Consider the following 19,664-nt stretch of genomic DNA (forward strand, 5'->3'; position numbering starts at 1 on the left):
ATCCCTACTTAATTTGAATGGATACTTTCTGAACGAATCACCCGTACAAATGAAAATAATTTTCATTGATCAACGAAAACGTTTTCGCTATACTTGCGCCTCTTTTATTATCTATCGGGATAGCGATTATGAATTTTAAATTAAGCCTCATTTCAACCGCACTTTTAACCAGTTTTTCTGTTTCGGCATTTGCGGAAACTGAACAACCTGTAAAAGCAAACACTGAAACGCTTGAACAAATTAATGTTCAAGATACAGGTATTAAACAAAATGGTTATCAAACAACAGGGACATCCGTTGTATCAAAAGCTGAAGTGCCTGTATTCGATACGCCAAATACTGTCAATATCCTTTCGACTAAATTATTAGAAGATCGTAAACCTGAATCACTCATTGATGCGCTTTATAACGTCAGTGGTGTAAGCCAAGCCAATACGCTAGGTGGTATGTTTGATGCCATCCAAAAACGTGGTTTTGGTGGAAACCGTGACAACTCGATTATGCGTAACGGTTTACAAGCCGGCCCAGCAAAAAACTTTAGCGCGACAACTGAAACCGTTGAAGTGTTAAAAGGGCCTGCATCTGTACTTTACGGTATTCAAGATCCTGGTGGTGTGGTTAATATCATTACTAAAAAACCACAACAAACACCTCGCTATATCATTGGTGGAACTTTAGGTAATCATAGCCTATGGGGAACACAATTAGATTTCACTGGTGGCTTAGGAAATGGTTTTGCTTACCGCTTTATCTATGACAAACAAGAAAAAGACTACTGGCGTAATTTTGGTAAAGTGAAGAATACCACTTACGCACCATCACTTTCTTGGGAAAATGATAAAACTAAAGTGCTTCTTTCTTATGAACATAAAGATATTCTTGAGCCATTTGATCGTGGTACAAATCTTTTAACGGCAACGAATGCATTACCGGATATCCCTGTATCACGTCGTTTAGATGAGCCGAATAATGAAACAACCGCAAAAACCGATAATATCGATTTCAAAATTGAACACAAATTAAGTGACGGTTGGAAATTAAATGCGGGTTACAGCTATGCTCGTTATAAATATTTCTATAACCAAGCACGTATTACAAATATCAATGTTAAAGATGTTGCGATCCCTGCTATTAAAAATAAAAAGGGCGAGATTACCTCTCCAGAATTAAGCGCTCGTCATGTACGCCGAGCTATTGAGCAACAACAAGGCGATCAACGTGTTCATAGTGGCACATTAAATATCGTCGGTGAATTTGGTATTGGTGATATTGCCAACCGTTTTGTAGCCGGTGTGGATGTTATGCGTAATATTCGTGATATTGGACCTATTTATAACCAAGGTATCATGAGTTCTGATATCAATATCGATCATCCAAATTATACCAATCCGGTTGCTGAACATAAAAACGGTAACGGCAACGCTTACCAATATAACCATCTCAAAACCGTTGGTGTTTATATTCAAGATACCGCTTACTTTACCGATAACTTTATCATGACTGGTGGTTTACGTTATGAGTACTTTGATCAATTTGCGGGACGTCATTGTTTAAATGCTGCAAACTGTAAAAAAGGCCAAAATCTAACAAGAACAGGAAATACTGATCAGCACGATGGTAAATTATTGTATCAATTAGGTGCCGTATATAAATTTACGCCACATATTGCGACATTTGCTAACTACGCTGAGTCTTTCCGTCCACAAATGAGTGTTGCAACACCTGTTAGCGGTGATTTAAAACCAGAACAAGGTAAATCTTTTGAAATTGGTGCAAAATACGAAAACTCTGGCTTCAATGCGACACTTGCATTATTCAATATCACCAAACGTAATGTAGCTGAGGCCGTTGGTTCGGGTTCAAGTGCGCAGCTAAATATTGTGGGCAAACAACGTTCTCGCGGTGTGGAATTCGATCTTAATGGTCAAGTTACTGATAACCTAAGTGTAGCGGCTAACTATACATACACTAAAGTAAAATCACTTGAAAATGAGCTTTATCCTGATGCGGTAAATCAACAACTTTCTGGTGTACCGAAACATCAAGCTTCTCTATTCTTAGCTTATAACATAGGTGAATTTGATTTTGGTAACATCCGTGTTGGTGGCGGTGCTCGTTATTTAGGTTCTTGGCATGCTTATAACAGTGATTACACCAAAGCATACAAATTACCTCATGCCGTGGTATATGATGCCTTTATTGCTTACGACACCAAAATCTCTGGCAAGAAAGTGTCTTTCCAACTTAACGGTAAAAACTTAACAGATAAAACTTACTATCCATCTACCTCTGGTAACGCAACAAACACGTTAATCCCTGTTGCGTTAGGTTATGGACGTGAATTTATCTTCAACACGAAAGTTGAGTTTTAATTGAGCGCACAATATTAGGGCGAATATTTCGCCCTTTTTTCGTTTTTTACTTTATGGATAATCAATGAATTGGCAAACTGAACTTAACTCAAGTTTAAGCTGGATTTTGACCGCACTTTTCTGGGTAGTTTTATGCTTTAGCATGGTGATGATAGCACTAAAGCAAACCACATTTGGTCAAAAGTTTTGGCATATTGCATCCCCTTCGATTGATCGAAGTAACAGCATCAAAATAATCCTTATGCTATTGGTGTTGTTTACCATGATTTTATTAGAAGTACGCTTCAGTGTTCTCAATTCTTTTTTCTACAATGGGCTTTATAGCTCCATGCAGGAATTAGATGCGGATAAGTTTTGGTTCTTTGCAAAACTGAATGCCCTCTTAGTATTGGTACAAGTTATCCACTCCATCGCCGATTATTTCTTGCAGCAAGTATTTGAAATTCGTTGGTTGGAAAGCTTAAATAAAGTCCTTGTTAAACGCTGGTTAGAAAATAAAAAATACTATCGTCTTAAATACGAAAAAGAGCTACCCGATAATATTGACCAACGTATTGAACAAGATGCTCGTGAATTCATCAGTAGCACTGTCACTATTGTACGTGGCATGATTAATTCTGTTCTGACCACCATTGAATTTACTATCATCCTTTGGTCTCTTTCTGGCGTGTTAAGTCTTTTCGGATTAAATATCGAAAAAGGTGTTGTCTTCTTTATTTACGCCTTTATTATCCTCGCAACGTTAATGTCTGTTTGGATTGGTCACCCTTTGATCAAGTTAAACTTTAACAAAGAAAAACTTAATGGTGACTATCGTTATTCTTTAATTCGAGTGCGAGATAATGCGGAAAGTATCGCGTTCTATCAAGGTGAATTGCAAGAACAACATTTATTGAAAAACAAATTTGCTCAAATCATTCATAACCGTTGGGCAATTGTATTGAGAATGCTGGGATTAGACGGCTTTAATGGAAGTGTCACGCGTGTTGCAAAACTCTTGCCGTTAATGCTGCAAGCCCCTCGTTTTTTCACTGGACAAATCAAACTGGGCGATATGCACCAAACTGTGCAAGCATTTAACCGATTAATGACAGCACTTTCTTTCTTCCGTTTGTTCTATGAAGAATTTACACTCTACCAAGCGCGTTTAAATCGTCTTTATGGTTTTATGACTAAGTTGGATGAATTAGATCATTCAGAGGTTCATCAACCCATGAAATGTTCTAACCGTGTTGCATTGTCAAACTTTGGTATTAAAGATGAGCAAGGTAGATTGTTGCTTAATAACTTAGATATTGAATTAAAAAATGGTGATGCTTTATTAATTCAAGGTCCATCTGGCACAGGGAAAACATCTCTATTAAAAGCGATGGCGGGGATTTATCCTTTTGAGACTGTTGGTCTGGTGGAACATCCTTGTGTGACCAGTTTATTCTTACCGCAGCGTCCTTATATGCCACAAGGTACGCTACGTGAAGCGATTTGCTATCCGGATATCGATCCTTATCATCCTGAATTGGAAAAAACACTGACTGATTGCTGTTTAGATAAATATCTTCATAGCCTTGATGTAGAGAACGATTGGCAAGCAATTTTGTCGCCAGGTGAATTACAGCGCGTGGCATTTATTCGGATTTTACTGACGAAACCTGAAGTGGTCTTTTTAGATGAAACCACATCAGCACTTGATGAGCCAACCGAGTACCTCCTTTATAAAACAATTAAAGAGCGATTACCCAATATGATCATTCTGAGCGTGGGTCATCGTGGCACATTGCATCAGTTCCATAATAAGCAACTAGATTTAGCAGTCTGCATCGTCTAAATAATAAAAGGCTAAATTTATATTTAGCCTTTTCTTTTTTTACTAAATACAATTGAACTTATAAGAAGTCTCTCAAGGCTTGCTACACACCCCAATCCCCCCTATAATTCCCCCAACTTTTTTAATTTCATTTTCACAATGTCAAATAAAACCATTGCTAAAAATACGCTATTTCTTTATATCCGAATGCTCTTCAATATGGGGGCGATGCTATATATCTCTCGTGTAGTATTACAGGTATTGGGTGTGGAAGATTTTGGTATCTACAACATTGTGATGGGGGTTGTGGTCTTATTTTCCTTTTTTAATGGCACAATGACCGCCACTACACAGCGTTTTATTAACGTAGAAAAAGCCTCGAATGACATTCAACGCGTTAATAAAGTCTTTAATATTAGTATCTTAAATCACCTACTCATTATTTTTATCGTATTCGTGTTAGCTGAAACCGTCGGTTTATGGTTTTTAAATCACAAATTGGTGATCCCCGCTGAACGCTTGCAAGCCGTAAATATCGTTTACCAATTAGCATTAATTATTGCCCTTGTTGAAATCATCAAGGTGCCATTCAATGCCATGATTGTTGCACACGAGAAAATGGGATTCTATGCTTGGTTGGGATTAGGTGAAACCATCTTAAAACTGACTTCTGTCTTTATCTTAAGCCACATCACACATTACGATAAGTTGATTACTTATGGCTGCTTATTGCTTTCAGTCAGCTTAATTGTGCTCTCCCTTTATGTGTTATTCACTAAATATTATTTCAAAGAAGCCGCACGTTTCCGCTTATATAAAGATTTAAGCAAAACCAAAGAAATGGTAAGTTTTTCCGGTTGGATGCTCATGGGACAAGTTGCCTATGTGGGTTCAACACAAGGCTTGAATATGGTATCAAACTTATTCTTTGGTGTGGCAGTCAACGCCGCTGTTGCCATTGCGACACAGGTAGAAGGTGCCGTTTATAGCTTTGTGAATAATTTCCAAATGGCGGCTAATCCGCAGTTAGTGCAGTCTTATGCAGCAAAAGATTACGATCGCAATCGCCAATTAATTCTTGGTATTTCAAAATATTCACTTTATTTAATGGCGATTCTCTCTGCACCTGTATTGTATTTCACCCATACCTTACTGACATTTTGGTTAGGTGATCATCTTCCGCAATATACTGAACAGCTTGTACAAGCTATTATTGCTTGCTTATTAATCAGTGCGATGGCTGGGGCATTTTGGATGAGTGCATTAGCCATTGGCACATCCACCGTAAAACAATACAATATCATCGTAGCATTAATCGATCTTTGTACGGTGCCTTTGGCTTATTATTTGTTCACACTAGGTTATAATCCAGTATTTGCCTTTGTGGGTAAATTTAGTACGATGGTCATCTCACAAATCTATCGATTATATTTTATTAATAAAAAAATTAAATTTAACCACAAAGAATTTGTCTCATATTTAGTGAATGTGGGCGTGGTGTTTGGCCTGCTATTAGGTATCATCTATATATCAGATACCACCCGCAGTTATTCTTTATTGGAATTTATTGGACAATCCATCATTTTAGAAATGGTATTAATCTGTGTCATTTTAATCTTCGGATTAAACACAGCAGAAAAAAATTTCTTGTTTAGCTATTTAAAGAAAAGAGTAAAAAAATGAATCAACTCCTTATTGATTTAAAAAACAAACTGAATCCTATTGTTGAACTGATCAAAGATAAAAACGACGTATTTTATTTCGACTACCCGCTTCATTTGAACGTGGGCGATTTGCTGATTTATCACGGAACTGAGCAATTTTTTAAAGATCACCACATTAACGTAACCTTAAAACGTTGCGAATATGATTTAGATCTTGAAGAAGTTAAAGCGAAAATTACACCAAACACCACCATCCTTTTACATGGTGGCGGTAACTTTGGCGATCTTTATCCGCAGCACCAAAAGATCCGTGAAGAAATGGTGACGCATTTCCCGAATAATCGAATTATTGTGCTGCCACAAACTGCTTATTTTAAACACGAAGAAAATCTGCAAAAATCAGCCGCACTTTTCCGTAGCCACAGTGATTGCCATCTACTGGCTCGTGACGAAAGAACAGCGAATCTATTTGCACAATTTTCAAATCATGTTTATTTGTCACCGGACATGGCTCATCAGCTTTATGGAACCATGGAAACGAAACAAGGCAAAACTGGTGAGCAACTTTACTTCCTACGTAAAGATATTGAAGCGAGTGATATCGAGAAAAATATCCTTGCTCAACTGCCTGCTAACAGCGATGTAAAAGACTGGGAAGATATTCTTTCAACAGAAGACGATGTTGTTTTAGCAGTAAGCTGGCGAATGAGTAAAATAGCCAATAAATTTGGTCTGGGTTGGCTGAAAGATCTTTGCCATCAGTTTTGGTATGCCTATACTCAACGCATTGTAAAACGTGTTGCACAAGTATTCTTAGCGAATGATAAAGTCACCACAACTCGCTTACATGGTCATATTTTCTCTTGCTTGTTAGAAATTCCAAATCGTGTTTGCGATAACTCTTATGGTAAAAATAGTAGCTATGCCAAATTATGGACCAAAGAGCTAGATTTTGTTGAATTGGATAAATAATGTTTGAATTGAAAAAACTGATTACAGCCATGATTCTTCCCCCATTTAATATTTTAATTTTATGGGGACTTTCACTTATTCTAGCTAAATTCAATTTCAAAAAATTAAGCCGAATTTCGACCGCACTTGGTTTCTCTCTACTCTATCTTTTAAGCATTCCTTACACGGCACAAGTACTTAAAGACAGTCTCATTACTGAAGATCATTTAACACTGCAAGATTATCAACAAGCTCAAGCGATCGTTTTACTTGGCGGTGGTTTACGTGATAGCAAAGAGCTTTATGCACCATTAGCTTCAACAGGTATTCAACTTGAACGCTTACGCTATGCCGCATTCTTGCAAAAAGAAACGCACTTGCCATTATTAATTACAGGGGCGAGTCCAACTGGCGCCATTGAAGCAAAAATCGCTGCGGAAGAACTCAAAAACTTCTTTAATGTGCCAACTAAATGGATTGAACCTAAAGCTCTTACTACCAAAGAAAATGCCCTTTTCACCAAACAAATGTTGGAAAAAGAAGGTATTCACAAAATTATTTTAGTCACCAATGAATGGCATATGCAACGTGCAAAATTATTGTTCCAACAACAAGGTTTTGATGTGTTACCTGCAAGTGTAGGTGAAGGCATTACGCCTGACAGTTATGGACTCAATATGATGCATTTTATTCCACAAGGTGGCGCGATTACGAAAAATATGCAATTACTCAAAGAGTGGATTGGATATTGGAAAGAGCGCTAAAGTGCGGTCGAAAGATCACAAATTAGATAATGTTAAGAGGAAGAAAACATGAGTCAAATTACACGCGAACAAATGCTTCAGGTATTCGAAAATCGCTGCTCCACACGTTATTACGATCCGAATAAAAAAATTAGCCAAGAAGATTTCGCGGCAATTTTAGAATTTGCTCGTTTATCACCAAGCTCTGTCGGCTCTGAGCCATGGAAGTTCTTAGTGATTCAAAATAAAGCATTACGCGATAAACTCAAACCTTTTAGCTGGGGTATGCAATATCAATTAGATGATTGTAGCCATTTAGTGATCATTCTTGCGAAGAAAAATGCACGCTATGACACGCCTTTCTTCCGTGATGTAGCGGTGCGTAGAGGTTTACAAGGTGAGCAGTTAGAAAAAGCCTTGGCAAAATATAAAGGCTTACAAGAAGTTGAAATGAAAACCGCAGAAAGCGAGCGTGCATTATTTGACTGGACAAGCAAACAAACCTACATTGCATTAGCCAATATGCTCACTGGTGCCGCCGCTATCGGTGTAGATTCTTGCCCTATTGAAGGCTTTAACTACGATAAAATGAATGAAACTTTAACCGCTGAAGGTCTCTTTGATCCAAATGAATGGGGCGTATCTGTGGCAGCAACATTTGGTTATCGTGCGAGAGACATTACTAAAAAATCACGTAGACCAATTGAAGAAATCGTTACTTGGGTTGAATAATCTATTTTCAAATAAATGGGCAGCAAACGCTGCCCTTTTCTTTACCCACCAAACAAGGCACCGCCACCTGTTACAGCCTCCATCGTGCCATATAACAAGCTTAGTGCAAAAAAGATCATAATTGCGCCCGCAATACATTTGATCATTGCCTCGCCTTTTTGATTAGAACCAGTTAAACCGTACCAATGGCCTAATCGCGTTGCGACATTTCTCGCATAGCGCACTAACGCAGCAAAAAGTGAAAGCATTAATCCTGTGCCCAGAGACATGGCAAACGTAGCTACAATTCCCCACCAATAAAGATCCAGCATATAAGCGAGAAAGAGCACAAAAATAGCGCCACTACACGGTCGCATACCAATGGTTAAAATCACTAAGAGCTGAGATTTTAAATCACCTGATTGCTTAAGCTGTTGATCATTCGGTAGATGTTGATGCCCACAACTACATTGTGTTTGACTTACTTTTCCTTGCTCATATCGAAATGGCGAAGCTGTTCCAATCTGTTTTGGTAATGATTGGATCGATGTAATGCGAAAAGATTGCTTTTTCTTTAATCCTTTCAGACCTTGAGCAATCCAATAAATCCCTAATAACACTAATAAAATTAGAGCACTACGCTCCAGCCATAACTGGCTAAGTTTAAAATATTTAGAGGAAAGATTAAGTATCACCACCACAATGGAGGTTGCAGCAACTGCGACAAAACCTTGCATAAGAGAGGAAAGCAAGCTTAAGCGTACGCTGGTCTTAAGTTGACTCTCGTGCGTAGAAAGATAACTAGCGATAATAAATTTGCCATGCCCAGGCCCTAATGCATGTAATACACCATAAGAAAAGGCGGCAAAAATCAACCACAATCCTGCCGTTGATGAATGAGCTTGAATCTGATGGAGATTTTCAGAAATCAGCTGATTAAAGGCTTTTTGCCAATCGGCAACTTGCACAAACAGCCAAGGTAATAATGCGAAGATAATCGCTAATAAACCAATAAAAAGTGCGGTCAGTTTTAACTTCATTTTATTCACACTTAATTTTTACTTTCTGCGCAAACAATACACCAAGAGAATCATCTTCATTTTTTTGCGATTTATCCAATGATGATGCGTAAGATTGAATTTTTTCATCGACATTAGGTTCCAGCACCTCGCCTTTGCAATTTGCAGGAAGTGATGAAAAATCAACCGATCTTTTGCCTGGTTCTGCATACCGCATAGCCACATAATAAGTGCGGTCATAAGTCATCAGCGTAAATTCATTATTTTGTAAGGCCTGTGGCTGTGCCAAAAGAAAATCAAAATAATATTCCACCTCGTTCCCTTTCACACGCATACCGTAATTTTCAGGGTGTTTTGTGTATTTAATCTTATGATTTTCTTTGTCAAAGACATAACTAAAGTAATGTTCATTCACAACGTTCGCCATGACTTCATCAATTAACTTCTGTTGGGCGGCCTTATCCCCTTTCGCCTGTTTCACATCATACAGGACGGCTGAAGAACTGGCCTCATCAAGTAACCACTGCGTCGAGAAACCAATTAATTGATTATCTTTCACTAAGGGTTTCGTTTGCATATCGATGAATGCGTGGGGATGCGCTAGCGCTGAAAAAGGTGAAATCAGCAATAATCCAAGAAGTAATTTTTTAAACATAAATAAGAAAAAAGAGTGGCTAAATGATTGAATAGACAGATTTTATCACAAGCAGTTCCCAATCAAAATCGAATAAAAATCAGTCTAAAAGTAAAAAATCCTATGATTTTATTGATTTTTATCAAAAAATGATTCATTCGCATTTCCCTTATAACTGAAATTTATGTACTATTTGTCTCGTCAAGTGATTGCTTGATATTCATAAAGTTCCTAAATAAAATAATCATAAATATAGCTAAACTACTTTCCTACCACCCTGTATGGGTGGTTTTTTTTGCCTTTCAAATAGCTTATTCCCTAAACATAAAGTAAAATAACCGCACTTTTATTCATAACATCGAGAAAATTATGTCAACGCAATTTGTATATACGATGCACCGTGTCGGCAAAGTGGTGCCACCGAAGCGTCATATTTTGAAAGATATTTCTTTAAGCTTCTTCCCTGGTGCAAAAATCGGGGTGCTCGGCTTAAATGGTGCGGGTAAATCAACCCTTTTACGCATTATGGCGGGCGTGGATAAAGAGTTCGAAGGTGAAGCGCGTCCACAACCGGGTATTAAGATCGGTTATCTTCCACAGGAACCAAAACTTGATCCGCAACAAACTGTGCGTGAAGCGGTCGAAGAAGCCGTTTCTGAAGTAAAAAATGCATTGACTCGTTTAGATGAAGTTTATGCACTTTATGCCGATCCTGATGCGGATTTCGATAAACTAGCCGCAGAACAAGCAAACCTTGAAGCGATTATTCAAGCACATGATGGACATAATTTAGATAACCAATTAGAGCGTGCGGCTGATGCATTACGTTTACCAGATTGGGATGCCAAAATTGAGCATTTATCTGGTGGTGAGCGTCGTCGTGTGGCGCTTTGTCGTTTATTACTCGAAAAACCAGACATGCTCTTATTAGACGAGCCAACCAACCACTTAGATGCGGAATCTGTAGCATGGTTAGAACGCTTCTTACATGACTACGAAGGTACTGTTGTGGCAATTACCCACGACCGTTACTTCTTAGATAACGTAGCAGGTTGGATCTTAGAGCTTGACCGTGGTGAAGGTATTCCTTGGGAAGGTAACTACTCTTCTTGGTTAGAGCAAAAAGAGAAACGCTTAGAGCAAGAACAAGCTGCTGAAAATGCGCGTCAAAAATCGATTGCGAAAGAGTTAGAATGGGTACGCCAAAATCCGAAAGGCCGTCAAGCGAAAAGCAAAGCTCGTATGGCACGCTTCGATGAGTTGAACTCTGGCGAATACCAAAAACGCAACGAGACCAATGAACTCTTTATTCCACCTGGTCCACGTTTAGGTGATAAAGTGATTGAAGTGCAGAACTTAACCAAATCTTATGGCGACCGCACTTTAATTGATAATTTATCATTTAGCATTCCAAAAGGGGCTATCGTGGGTATTATTGGGCCAAATGGTGCGGGTAAATCGACCCTATTCCGTATGCTTTCAGGCCAAGAACAACCCGATAGCGGCTCAATTACGATGGGTGAAACCGTTGTGCTTGCTTCTGTGGATCAATTCCGTGATTCAATGGATGACAAGAAAACCGTTTGGGAAGAAGTGTCTAACGGACAAGATGTTCTGACCATTGGTAACTTTGAAATTCCAAGCCGTGCCTATGTTGGCCGATTTAACTTCAAAGGCGTAGATCAACAAAAACGCGTTGGCGAATTATCAGGTGGTGAACGTGGTCGTTTACACTTAGCGAAACTTCTACAACGTGGTGGTAACGTACTGTTATTGGACGAACCTACCAATGACTTAGACGTTGAAACCTTACGTGCATTAGAAAATGCGATCTTAGAATTCCCGGGTTGTGCAATGGTGATTTCCCATGACCGTTGGTTCTTAGATCGTATTGCGACTCATATTTTAGATTACGGTGATGAAGGTAAAGTGACGTTCTACGAAGGTAACTTCTCAGACTACGAAGAGTGGAAAAAGAAAACCTTAGGTGAAGCCGCAACACAACCACATCGTATTAAATATAAGCGTATTGCAAAATAAGAAATTAAAGTGCGGTCACTTTTGACCGCACTTTCCTTTTACATCTGGAGTGATTATGTTAGTTTATTTGCACATTGTTTGTGCATTTTTAAGTTTAGGATTATTAATTATCCGTGGGGGAATGCAATTAAGTGGGAAAAATTGGCGCGCGATTAAACTGCTAAAAATTTTACCGCACTTAGTTGATACACTTTTAATTGCTAGCGGCTTAACGATTTTCTTCTTGGTCGGTTACCAGTTACAAAGCTGGCTGGTCATGAAAATCATCATGCTTGTGCTTTATATCTTCTTCTCGGCTAAATATTTTAGTCGTAAAGCGGTCAATCCCAACAGTGCATTTCTGGCATTTGCCTTGTTAAGTTTCTTAGGTGCAATGTTCTTTGCTTACCAACCAAACTTTATGGAAGGCTAATTATGAAAAAATCCATCTTCAATTGAAGATGGATTTTTTGTCTTATCTTAACCACCAGCTAATTTTACTTTAAACCCTTTTTGTTCTAAAAGTTGTTTAAGTAAATCGCGTTTTTCGCCTTGAATCTCAATATTGCCGTCTTTAACTGAACCACCACAACCACAACGTTTTTTAAGTTCAGCGGCTAATTTTTTTAATTCGTCATCGGATAAATCTAGCCCAGTAATCACTGAGACGCCCGCACCTTTTCGACCACTGGTCTGTTTTTGGATGCGAACCACACCATCACCCTTAGGGCGTTGTACCGGTTGCTTTTGCTCTTTAATTCGACCCACTTCGGTAGAATATACTAAAGTACTCTCAGTCATATTACTCAATTGATGCATTAATTGAACGAAGCACTTTAGCTGGGTCTTCAGCTTGAGTGATTGGACGACCAATCACTAAATAATCAGAACCAGATCGAATAGCTGCTGCTGGTGTCATGACGCGACGCTGATCACCAAAATCACTACCAATTGGACGAATCCCTGGGGTGACTAATTTAAAATCAGGACCACAAGTATTACGTAAAATCTCTACTTCCTGTGGTGAGCAAACTACCCCATCTAATCCTGCACGCTGTGTTAAATTTGTAAGACGTAAAACGTGTTCAAGTGGCGAAGAATTAATACCAATTTGCAACAAATCTAAATCTTCCATGCTTGTTAATACAGTTACCGCGATTAATAACGGTGCATCTTTTCCATAAGGCTCGAGAATTTTCTTCGCCTCTTCCATCATTTTTAAACCACCGCTAGCATGGACATCAACCATCCATACGCCTAAATCAGCCGCAGAACGCACAGCTCTTGCCACAGTATTCGGAATATCATGAAATTTTAGGTCGAGGAAAACATCAAATTGACGCTCATGTAATTGCTTAACGAAACTGGTTCCCAGTGTGGTAAACATTTCTTTACCCACTTTTAAACGGCATAAGCTTGGATCAATTTGATCCACGAGAGATAACGCTTCTGCTTCCGTTTCGTAATCCAATGCAACGATTACTTTGCTATTCATAATTTTACCTCACTGTGTCAATTAATTATGTTCAGGTTTGATGGTTTCCCACTGTTTGCAAGAAGGACAATTCCACATTAATTTATGGGTTTGATAACCGCAATTAGAGCAACGATAACCAAAGCCTTGCTTAATTCTCTCTCCGACCATTTTATGTAGCAAAATTAAGCTTTCTTTACCTCGCCCTTCCTCTGCATCATCAATTTGGAATTGAATAAAACGGTGGAAAATAGAGGTACTTGGATGTTTTGTGAGTTGTTGATAAAGCTTTGATTGCGCGGCACTCTTGCCATCTTTCTCTTCAATCACACTTGCTAACATCAAATCTACTTTCGTATTGTTAATCTGCTGGCTGGCTCGAATCAAGAATAACTCAAAGTTATCTCTCTCTCCTAATTCATCATAACAATATTTGAGTGTTTTCAACACTTCTCCAATGTAAATTGGATTTTGATTAAGAATATTCTCCAAAAAGTGAATGGCTTGACGGTAGTTTTTATCTGCCATTTCTAAATCCGCAAGCAGCATTGATGCTCTCACACTGGTTGGAGATACATTCAACGCTTTTTGTAAAATACTGCGTTTTTCGACCGCACTTTCAAGTTCACCACTTAAGGCATATTCACAATAACATTGTGCTAATTCCACATCATTTTCTTTAGGGGAAATTTTGGCTAGTTTTTCTGCAATATTAACCGCTTTTTTCCATTCTTTTGTTTTTTGGTAAATCACTAAAAGCTGTTGTAGCGCATTTTCAGCGAACTCAGGTTCATCCACCATAATGATGTAAAGGGCTTCCGCACGGTCATAAAAACCCACCGCCATGAAATCCTTAGCAAGTTGCTGTTTAGCTAATAATTTTTGTTCGAAAGAATAATTTGGACTACGATCGAGGGCTTGATGGATTCTTAAAGCACGATCCACTTCGCCTCGAGAACGGAAAAGGTTACCGAGCGTTAGCTCAGCTTCAAATTGAGAGTTGCTTTCAATTTCATTTTCTGTTTCTTGTTTTTGCAACATATCAAGAAACAAATCAACGGCTTTATCCGTTTGATTAGAAAGCAAAAAATTGACCCCCGTGACATAATCACGGGAGAGTTTATTACTAATATCTTCCTGATCTTTCTTGGCACTCCGATGCCCCATATACCAACCATAAGCGGCGGCTATTGGCAGAAGCAGAAAGAGTAATTCAAGCATTATACTGCCTTATCGCGAGTAGTCGTTAATTCGTTAATTTGTAATGTTTGACGTTTAACTTGACGCGCTAACGACATATTTTTGAATTTTAATTTTAAGTAGAAAAATCCGGTAATTAACCAACCTAAAATTAATCCAAAACCAAATAAAATGGCAACTAATGTTGAAAGTTGGAATTGGCTTTCAGCAACAATGTAGTTAAAGGTGATTACTTGATCATTATTTGCCCCTATAGTTACCGCAACAAGTACGATAGCCAATACAATAATGAGCCCAAGAATATATTTAATCATCACAATCTCCTTTGTTAAGAATAGGTTCATTATGCCAAAATTTGTAATAAAAAACGACACCTAAGTGTCGTTTTATTGATATCGATTGAATGTTTAAGCAAAAACATTTACGCGATCTTTTAATTCTTTACCCGCTTTAAAGTGCGGTACAGATTTAGCATCTAATTTTACAGAATCACCGGTTTTAGGATTACGGCCCACTCGCGGTTGACGATGGTGTAAAGAGAAGCTACCAAAACCACGAACTTCGATACGATTACCCTCTTCTAAAGATTGTGCAATGAGTTCAAGAATATCCTTTACAATACCTTCTACTTCTTTTGCGGATAAAGTTGGGTGCTTTGTTGATAGATTTTCAATTAGTTCAGATTTAGTCATCGTCAACTCTCCTTTAAATTTATACTTAAACTTGTTATTAAGACTTACAGGTAATGCATTAGTTCATAATAAATTACCGCTAAATCCTTGTTAATTATAGCTGGTAGTAATAAGGCTGAGTCAATGACCCAGCCTTATTTATGTGAATTAATTATTCACCTTTAGCCGCTTTGAAAGCTTCAGCCATTGCGTTTGGAATAGCAACATCTTCTTGTTTGTTATTCACGTTTGCAACTGCAGCTGCTTCTTCAGCTTGATCTTTCGCTTTTACAGATAAGTGAACGATACGTGCTTTACGATCAACACCGGTGTATTTCGCTTCAACTACATCGCCTGCTGCAACTTCGTTTGTTAAGTCTGCTGCACGGATATAACCTTCAACGCCACCTGCTAATTCAACTTTAGCACCTTTCGCGTCAGCTTCAACAACAGTTGCAGAAATTACTGCACCTTTTTTATTGATCGCTACGAAGTTGTTGAATGGATCATCTTCAAGTTGTTTGATACCTAAAGAAATACGTTCTTTCACTGCATCTACTGCTAATACTACTGCAGAAACTTCGTCACCTTTTTTGTAGTTACGAACTGCTTCTTCACCTGCAACATTCCAAGAAATGTCAGATAAGTGAACTAAACCGTCGATACCACCTTCAAGACCGATGAAGATACCGAAATCAGTGATTGATTTGATTTTACCAGTAACTTTGTCGCCTTTGTTGTGAGTTTCAGCGAATTGAGTCCATGGGTTAGGTTTGCATTGTTTTAAACCTAAAGAAATACGACGACGTTCTTCGTCAACTTCTAATACCATTACTTCAACAGTATCGCCAAGGCTTACAACTTTAGATGGGTGGATGTTTTTGTTAGTCCAATCCATTTCAGAAACGTGAACTAAACCTTCAACACCATCTAAGATTTCAACGAAACAGCCGTAGTCTGTTAAGTTAGTTACTTTACCAGTTAATTTGCTGTTTACTGGGTGGTTTTCAGCGATAGCAACCCAAGGATCTTGACCTAATTGTTTTAAGCCTAAAGATACGCGAGTACGATCTTTGTCAAATTTTAATACTTTAACAGTTACTTCGTCGCCTACATTCACGATTTCGCTTGGGTGTTTAACACGTTTCCAAGCCATATCAGTGATGTGTAATAAACCGTCAACGCCACCTAAATCTACGAATGCACCGTAGTCAGTTAAGTTTTTAACGATACCTTTAACTTCTGAACCTTCAGCTAGGTTCTCAAGGATTTGTTCACGTTCTTGGCTGTTTTCAGATTCGATCACTGCACGACGAGAAACAACAACGTTGTTACGTTTTTGATCTAATTTAATTACTTTGAATTCTAATTCTTTACCAAGTAAGTGATCTGCTTCACGTGCTGGACGAGTATCAACTAATGAACCTGGTAAGAATGCACGAACACCGTTTAACTCAACTGTGAAACCGCCTTTCACTTTACCGTTGATTAAACCGATAACGGTCGCTTTATCTTCGTAAGCTTTTTCTAATTCAATCCAAGATTCATGACGAACAGCTTTCTCACGAGAAAGTTTAGTTTCGCCGTAACCATCTTCAACTGCATCTAAAGCTACGTTTACTGTGTCGCCAACTTTAACTTCAAGTTCACCTTGAGCGTTTTGGAATTCAGCAACAGGAATTGCAGATTCAGATTTTAAGCCTGCATCAACAAGTACAAAGCCTTTTTGAATAGCAACAACAGTACCGCTAACGATTGAACCTTGACGGGTTTCAAGGCCTTTTAATGATTCTTCAAAGAGTTGAGCAAAAGATTCTGACATATAAATAATCTTCTTAATTTAAGTTAATAACATCCACATTAAGATCCATAAAATGCGGGGTTGAGGATAAATGTCTATTCTTCCTTGAATAAACAGTTAAATCAAAATTGACGTTTTTTGTTGAATATAAGCTAACGCTTGAGCAATGACCTCATCAATACTCAATGTTGTACTATCTAACAATAAAGCATCATCAGCCGGTTTCAATGGTGCAACCTCACGATTTCTATCACGAAAATCACGTTCTTGTATCTCGGCTAAAATCTGTGCAAAGTTACCATTAATTCCCTTATTTTGCAACTGTTTATAGCGTCTTTTTGCACGTTCTTCCGCACTTGCATCTAAAAACAGTTTAACTTGTGCATTTGGGAAAACCACAGTTCCCATATCTCGTCCATCAGCAATCAGGCCATCATTTTTGCCAAAATCCTGCTGAAGTTGCAGTAAAGCTGACCGCACTTTAGGAAAAACCGCCACTTTTGAAGCGGCTTCCGCCACTTCTTGCGTACGGATTAAGTGACTCACATCCATCCCACCAAGAAGCACATTGACTTCTCCATTCTTTGGAATGAACTTAATATCTAAATGACGCGCTAACTCCGCTAATCCTTCTTCATCGGTTAAGTCTGCATGACGTTTCAGCGCAGCCAATGCCGTAACGCGATAAATCGCACCACTATCTAATAAGGTAAAACCTAACTTTTCTGCCAAAGCATAACAAAGCGTTCCTTTCCCTGCTCCACTTGGGCCATCAACGGTGATAATCATCCCCATAAAAATCTCCAGTTAAAATAATAATGTGGAGAATTTTACCTTATTCTCCACATTATTGCTTTTTAAATTTGATTAGCCAGAGTTACTGTCGAATCAAGTAACACTTTTGCTCCTTTTTGGCACCAATCATCTGTAATATTTTCTGCCTCGTTATGGCTTAATCCATTAACACAAGGAATAAATATCATTGATGTTGGAAATTTATGATTTAATTGACAAGCATCATGACCTGCGCCAGAAACAATATACTCCCAAGAATAACCTAATGAGCCACAACTATCTTGGACCGTTTTTATCAACGCCGAATTAAATTTAACTGGAGATAAAGAAACAACTTTCTTAACATCAAACACTAAATTATTTTCTCGAGCAATATCATTCAAAATCTGATAAATTTCTCTTTCGATATTTATTAAACTTTGCTCATTAGGATGACGAACCTCTAGCGTGAAATAAGCTTCACCAGGAATTACATTGGGTGAATTGGGCGTTAATTTAATATGACCAATAGTCACACGTCCCTGATTCACCACCTCTCTCAAACCTAATTTATTAAATTTGACTATCGCATTTGCCATGCCTACTGATGCATCTTGGCGCATATTCATTGGCGTAGTTCCAGCATGAGAAGATAATCCCGTCAATGTGATTTGATACCAATCCTGTCCTAATGCACCAGTTACTACGCCTATTTCAGTCTGATTATTTTCTAGAACAGGACCTTGCTCGATATGAAGCTCTAATACAGCATAAGGATGATATGATGAAAAATCGTCTGCGCCTAAATAGTTGATATTATTTAATGCTTCCTCTACTGAAATACCGTCCTTATCTTTTTCAGATAATGCAGCTGTAAGAGATAAATTGCCAATAAAAACCGAGGCCCCCATCATAGCAGGAGAAAATCTAGCCCCTTCTTCATTTGTCCACATAACAAGATCGATTGGTCGCGCAGTTTCAATATTATGATCATTTAATGACAATAACACTTCTAAACCAGCTAACACCCCATAAATACCATCGTAACGACCACCTAATGGTTGAGAATCACCATGAGAACCAATTAATATTGGAGCTAACTGATTATCCTTTCCATTACGGCGAATAAAAATATTACCAATTGCATCTATTTTTATCGAAAAGCCAGCCTCTTTGGAAAGTTTAATCAAATAATCTCTTGCAAGTTTATCCTCATTACTTAATGCAAGTCTTGTCACACCATTTAAAGGGGTTTTCCCAAATTGAGAAAAAACATCTAACAAATGAAGTAATCTTGAATTATTAACATCCATGCTATTCCTCTTTTTTAGCTGACTCTTCTTGTAATCGATATCTAAAATCACAAAAACCATCACCATTCATGACTGTATGAGGTCGACTCAAACTTACATTTGGTGCATACCCTTCAATAAATTTGCTATCTCGATTACAAGAAAGCAAGAAACCAATTTCTTCTAATCCCATTTCTTTATACATTTCAGCATAACGACAACGATGTACATTATAATCATATTTATAATGATCATTATTAATAACCTCTATACGTAATGCATCATCCTTTTCCCATAAATATTGTAAGGCTACAAAACTCTCTACACTCGTACCATTAGGTTCTCGTTTGGCATATTCCTTTCCTGCATCAATTGCAGCATTAGCAACAGCTTCCTCTATGATAGATTTAGCTTTATCTAAACCAAATTCACGTTTCATAATTTCGTAAATAGGTTTAATTATCTCTGCTTCAATTTTACGTTGTTGTAAAATACCAATCTCGACAAACTCAGGAAAATCTTTATTCATTTTTAC

Annotated in this window: 19 protein-coding genes; 8 read left to right on the forward strand and 11 right to left on the reverse strand. The window is 38.0% G+C overall.

The features are described 5' to 3' along the window. Window positions 1-128: 128 nt before the first annotated feature. The 6 genes from DPV81_RS01055 to DPV81_RS01080 all read left to right on the forward strand — a co-directional run bounded on the left by DPV81_RS01055 (window position 129) and on the right by DPV81_RS01080 (window position 8,266). Entirely contained in the window at window positions 129-2,372 is a 2,244-nt protein-coding gene (locus DPV81_RS01055) for a TonB-dependent siderophore receptor (protein ID WP_111386250.1), read from the forward strand. A 64-nt stretch (window positions 2,373-2,436) separates the two neighbouring features. Beyond that, window positions 2,437-4,197: an ABC transporter ATP-binding protein/permease gene (locus tag DPV81_RS01060; protein WP_111386252.1), complete on the forward strand. Its 1,761-nt coding sequence runs from the start codon at window positions 2,437-2,439 to the stop codon at window positions 4,195-4,197. A gap of 138 nt (window positions 4,198-4,335) precedes the next feature. Continuing rightward, on the forward strand, window positions 4,336-5,859 hold the full coding sequence (locus tag DPV81_RS01065; protein ID WP_111386254.1) for a lipopolysaccharide biosynthesis protein: 1,524 nt from the start codon (window positions 4,336-4,338) through the stop codon (window positions 5,857-5,859). Next, entirely contained in the window at window positions 5,856-6,812 is a 957-nt protein-coding gene (locus tag DPV81_RS01070) for a polysaccharide pyruvyl transferase family protein (RefSeq protein ID WP_111386256.1), read from the forward strand. Before DPV81_RS01065 ends, DPV81_RS01070 begins: the two co-directional genes overlap by 4 nt. Beyond that, window positions 6,812-7,555 carry a YdcF family protein gene (locus DPV81_RS01075; protein WP_049365880.1) on the forward strand — a complete coding sequence of 248 codons (744 nt, stop codon included), beginning with the start codon at window positions 6,812-6,814 and terminating at the stop codon, window positions 7,553-7,555. Before DPV81_RS01070 ends, DPV81_RS01075 begins: the two co-directional genes overlap by 1 nt. A 48-nt stretch (window positions 7,556-7,603) precedes the next feature. Further along, window positions 7,604-8,266: an NAD(P)H-dependent oxidoreductase gene (locus DPV81_RS01080; protein ID WP_070775440.1), complete on the forward strand. Its 663-nt coding sequence runs from the start codon at window positions 7,604-7,606 to the stop codon at window positions 8,264-8,266. Between the two features lie 41 nt (window positions 8,267-8,307). Here DPV81_RS01080 and zevB read toward each other — a convergent pair whose 3' ends face one another. Continuing rightward, window positions 8,308-9,285: a zinc transporter permease subunit ZevB gene (zevB, locus tag DPV81_RS01085; RefSeq protein ID WP_111386258.1), complete on the reverse strand. Its 978-nt coding sequence runs from the start codon at window positions 9,283-9,285 to the stop codon at window positions 8,308-8,310. Between the two features lies 1 nt (window position 9,286). Then, window positions 9,287-9,919 (reverse strand): zinc transporter binding subunit ZevA, encoded by a 633-nt coding sequence (zevA, locus tag DPV81_RS01090; RefSeq protein WP_111386260.1) that lies wholly within the window; start codon window positions 9,917-9,919, stop codon window positions 9,287-9,289. A 348-nt stretch (window positions 9,920-10,267) separates the two neighbouring features. On the opposite strand from zevA, the gene ettA reads away from it, so the two are divergent. Further along, window positions 10,268-11,938: an energy-dependent translational throttle protein EttA gene (ettA, locus tag DPV81_RS01095; protein WP_049365883.1), complete on the forward strand. Its 1,671-nt coding sequence runs from the start codon at window positions 10,268-10,270 to the stop codon at window positions 11,936-11,938. A 55-nt stretch (window positions 11,939-11,993) separates the two neighbouring features. Next, window positions 11,994-12,350 (forward strand): SirB2 family protein, encoded by a 357-nt coding sequence (locus DPV81_RS01100; protein WP_165816470.1) that lies wholly within the window; start codon window positions 11,994-11,996, stop codon window positions 12,348-12,350. Window positions 12,351-12,397: 47 nt separating this feature from the next. Here the strand turns inward: DPV81_RS01100 and yciH are convergent, their stop codons facing one another. From yciH to DPV81_RS01145, 9 genes are all read right to left on the reverse strand, one after another. Beyond that, window positions 12,398-12,718, reverse strand: a complete 321-nt coding sequence (gene yciH, locus DPV81_RS01105; RefSeq protein ID WP_049367529.1) for a stress response translation initiation inhibitor YciH — start codon at window positions 12,716-12,718, stop codon at window positions 12,398-12,400. A 1-nt stretch (window position 12,719) separates the two neighbouring features. Beyond that, a complete protein-coding gene (gene pyrF, locus DPV81_RS01110; RefSeq protein WP_111386264.1) occupies window positions 12,720-13,412 on the reverse strand; it encodes an orotidine-5'-phosphate decarboxylase in 693 nt (230 codons plus the stop codon). Between the two features lie 21 nt (window positions 13,413-13,433). Next, window positions 13,434-14,612, reverse strand: coding sequence for a lipopolysaccharide assembly protein LapB (gene lapB, locus DPV81_RS01115; protein ID WP_111386266.1), 1,179 nt, complete (start codon window positions 14,610-14,612; stop codon window positions 13,434-13,436). Then, a complete protein-coding gene (locus tag DPV81_RS01120; protein ID WP_005699471.1) occupies window positions 14,612-14,905 on the reverse strand; it encodes a LapA family protein in 294 nt (97 codons plus the stop codon). Before DPV81_RS01120 ends, lapB begins: the two co-directional genes overlap by 1 nt. Window positions 14,906-14,998: 93 nt before the next feature. Then, on the reverse strand, window positions 14,999-15,289 hold the full coding sequence (locus DPV81_RS01125; protein WP_279386107.1) for an integration host factor subunit beta: 291 nt from the start codon (window positions 15,287-15,289) through the stop codon (window positions 14,999-15,001). 145 nt (window positions 15,290-15,434) lie between these two features. Next, the gene (gene rpsA / locus DPV81_RS01130) at window positions 15,435-17,084 is read right to left on the reverse strand and encodes a 30S ribosomal protein S1 (RefSeq protein ID WP_111386268.1); all 1,650 of its coding nucleotides are present in this window, start codon (window positions 17,082-17,084) and stop codon (window positions 15,435-15,437) included. Between the two features lie 96 nt (window positions 17,085-17,180). After that, window positions 17,181-17,858, reverse strand: coding sequence for a (d)CMP kinase (gene cmk, locus DPV81_RS01135; protein WP_111386270.1), 678 nt, complete (start codon window positions 17,856-17,858; stop codon window positions 17,181-17,183). A 62-nt stretch (window positions 17,859-17,920) separates the two neighbouring features. After that, on the reverse strand, window positions 17,921-19,150 hold the full coding sequence (locus tag DPV81_RS01140; protein ID WP_165818945.1) for a M20 family metallo-hydrolase: 1,230 nt from the start codon (window positions 19,148-19,150) through the stop codon (window positions 17,921-17,923). Window position 19,151: 1 nt separating this feature from the next. Beyond that, window positions 19,152-19,658, reverse strand: coding sequence for an L-2-amino-thiazoline-4-carboxylic acid hydrolase (locus DPV81_RS01145; protein ID WP_111386274.1), 507 nt, complete (start codon window positions 19,656-19,658; stop codon window positions 19,152-19,154). Window positions 19,659-19,664: the final 6 nt, after the last annotated feature.

This window comes from Haemophilus parainfluenzae, from assembly GCF_003252795.1.
Classification (GTDB): domain Bacteria; phylum Pseudomonadota; class Gammaproteobacteria; order Enterobacterales; family Pasteurellaceae; genus Haemophilus_D; species Haemophilus_D parainfluenzae_K.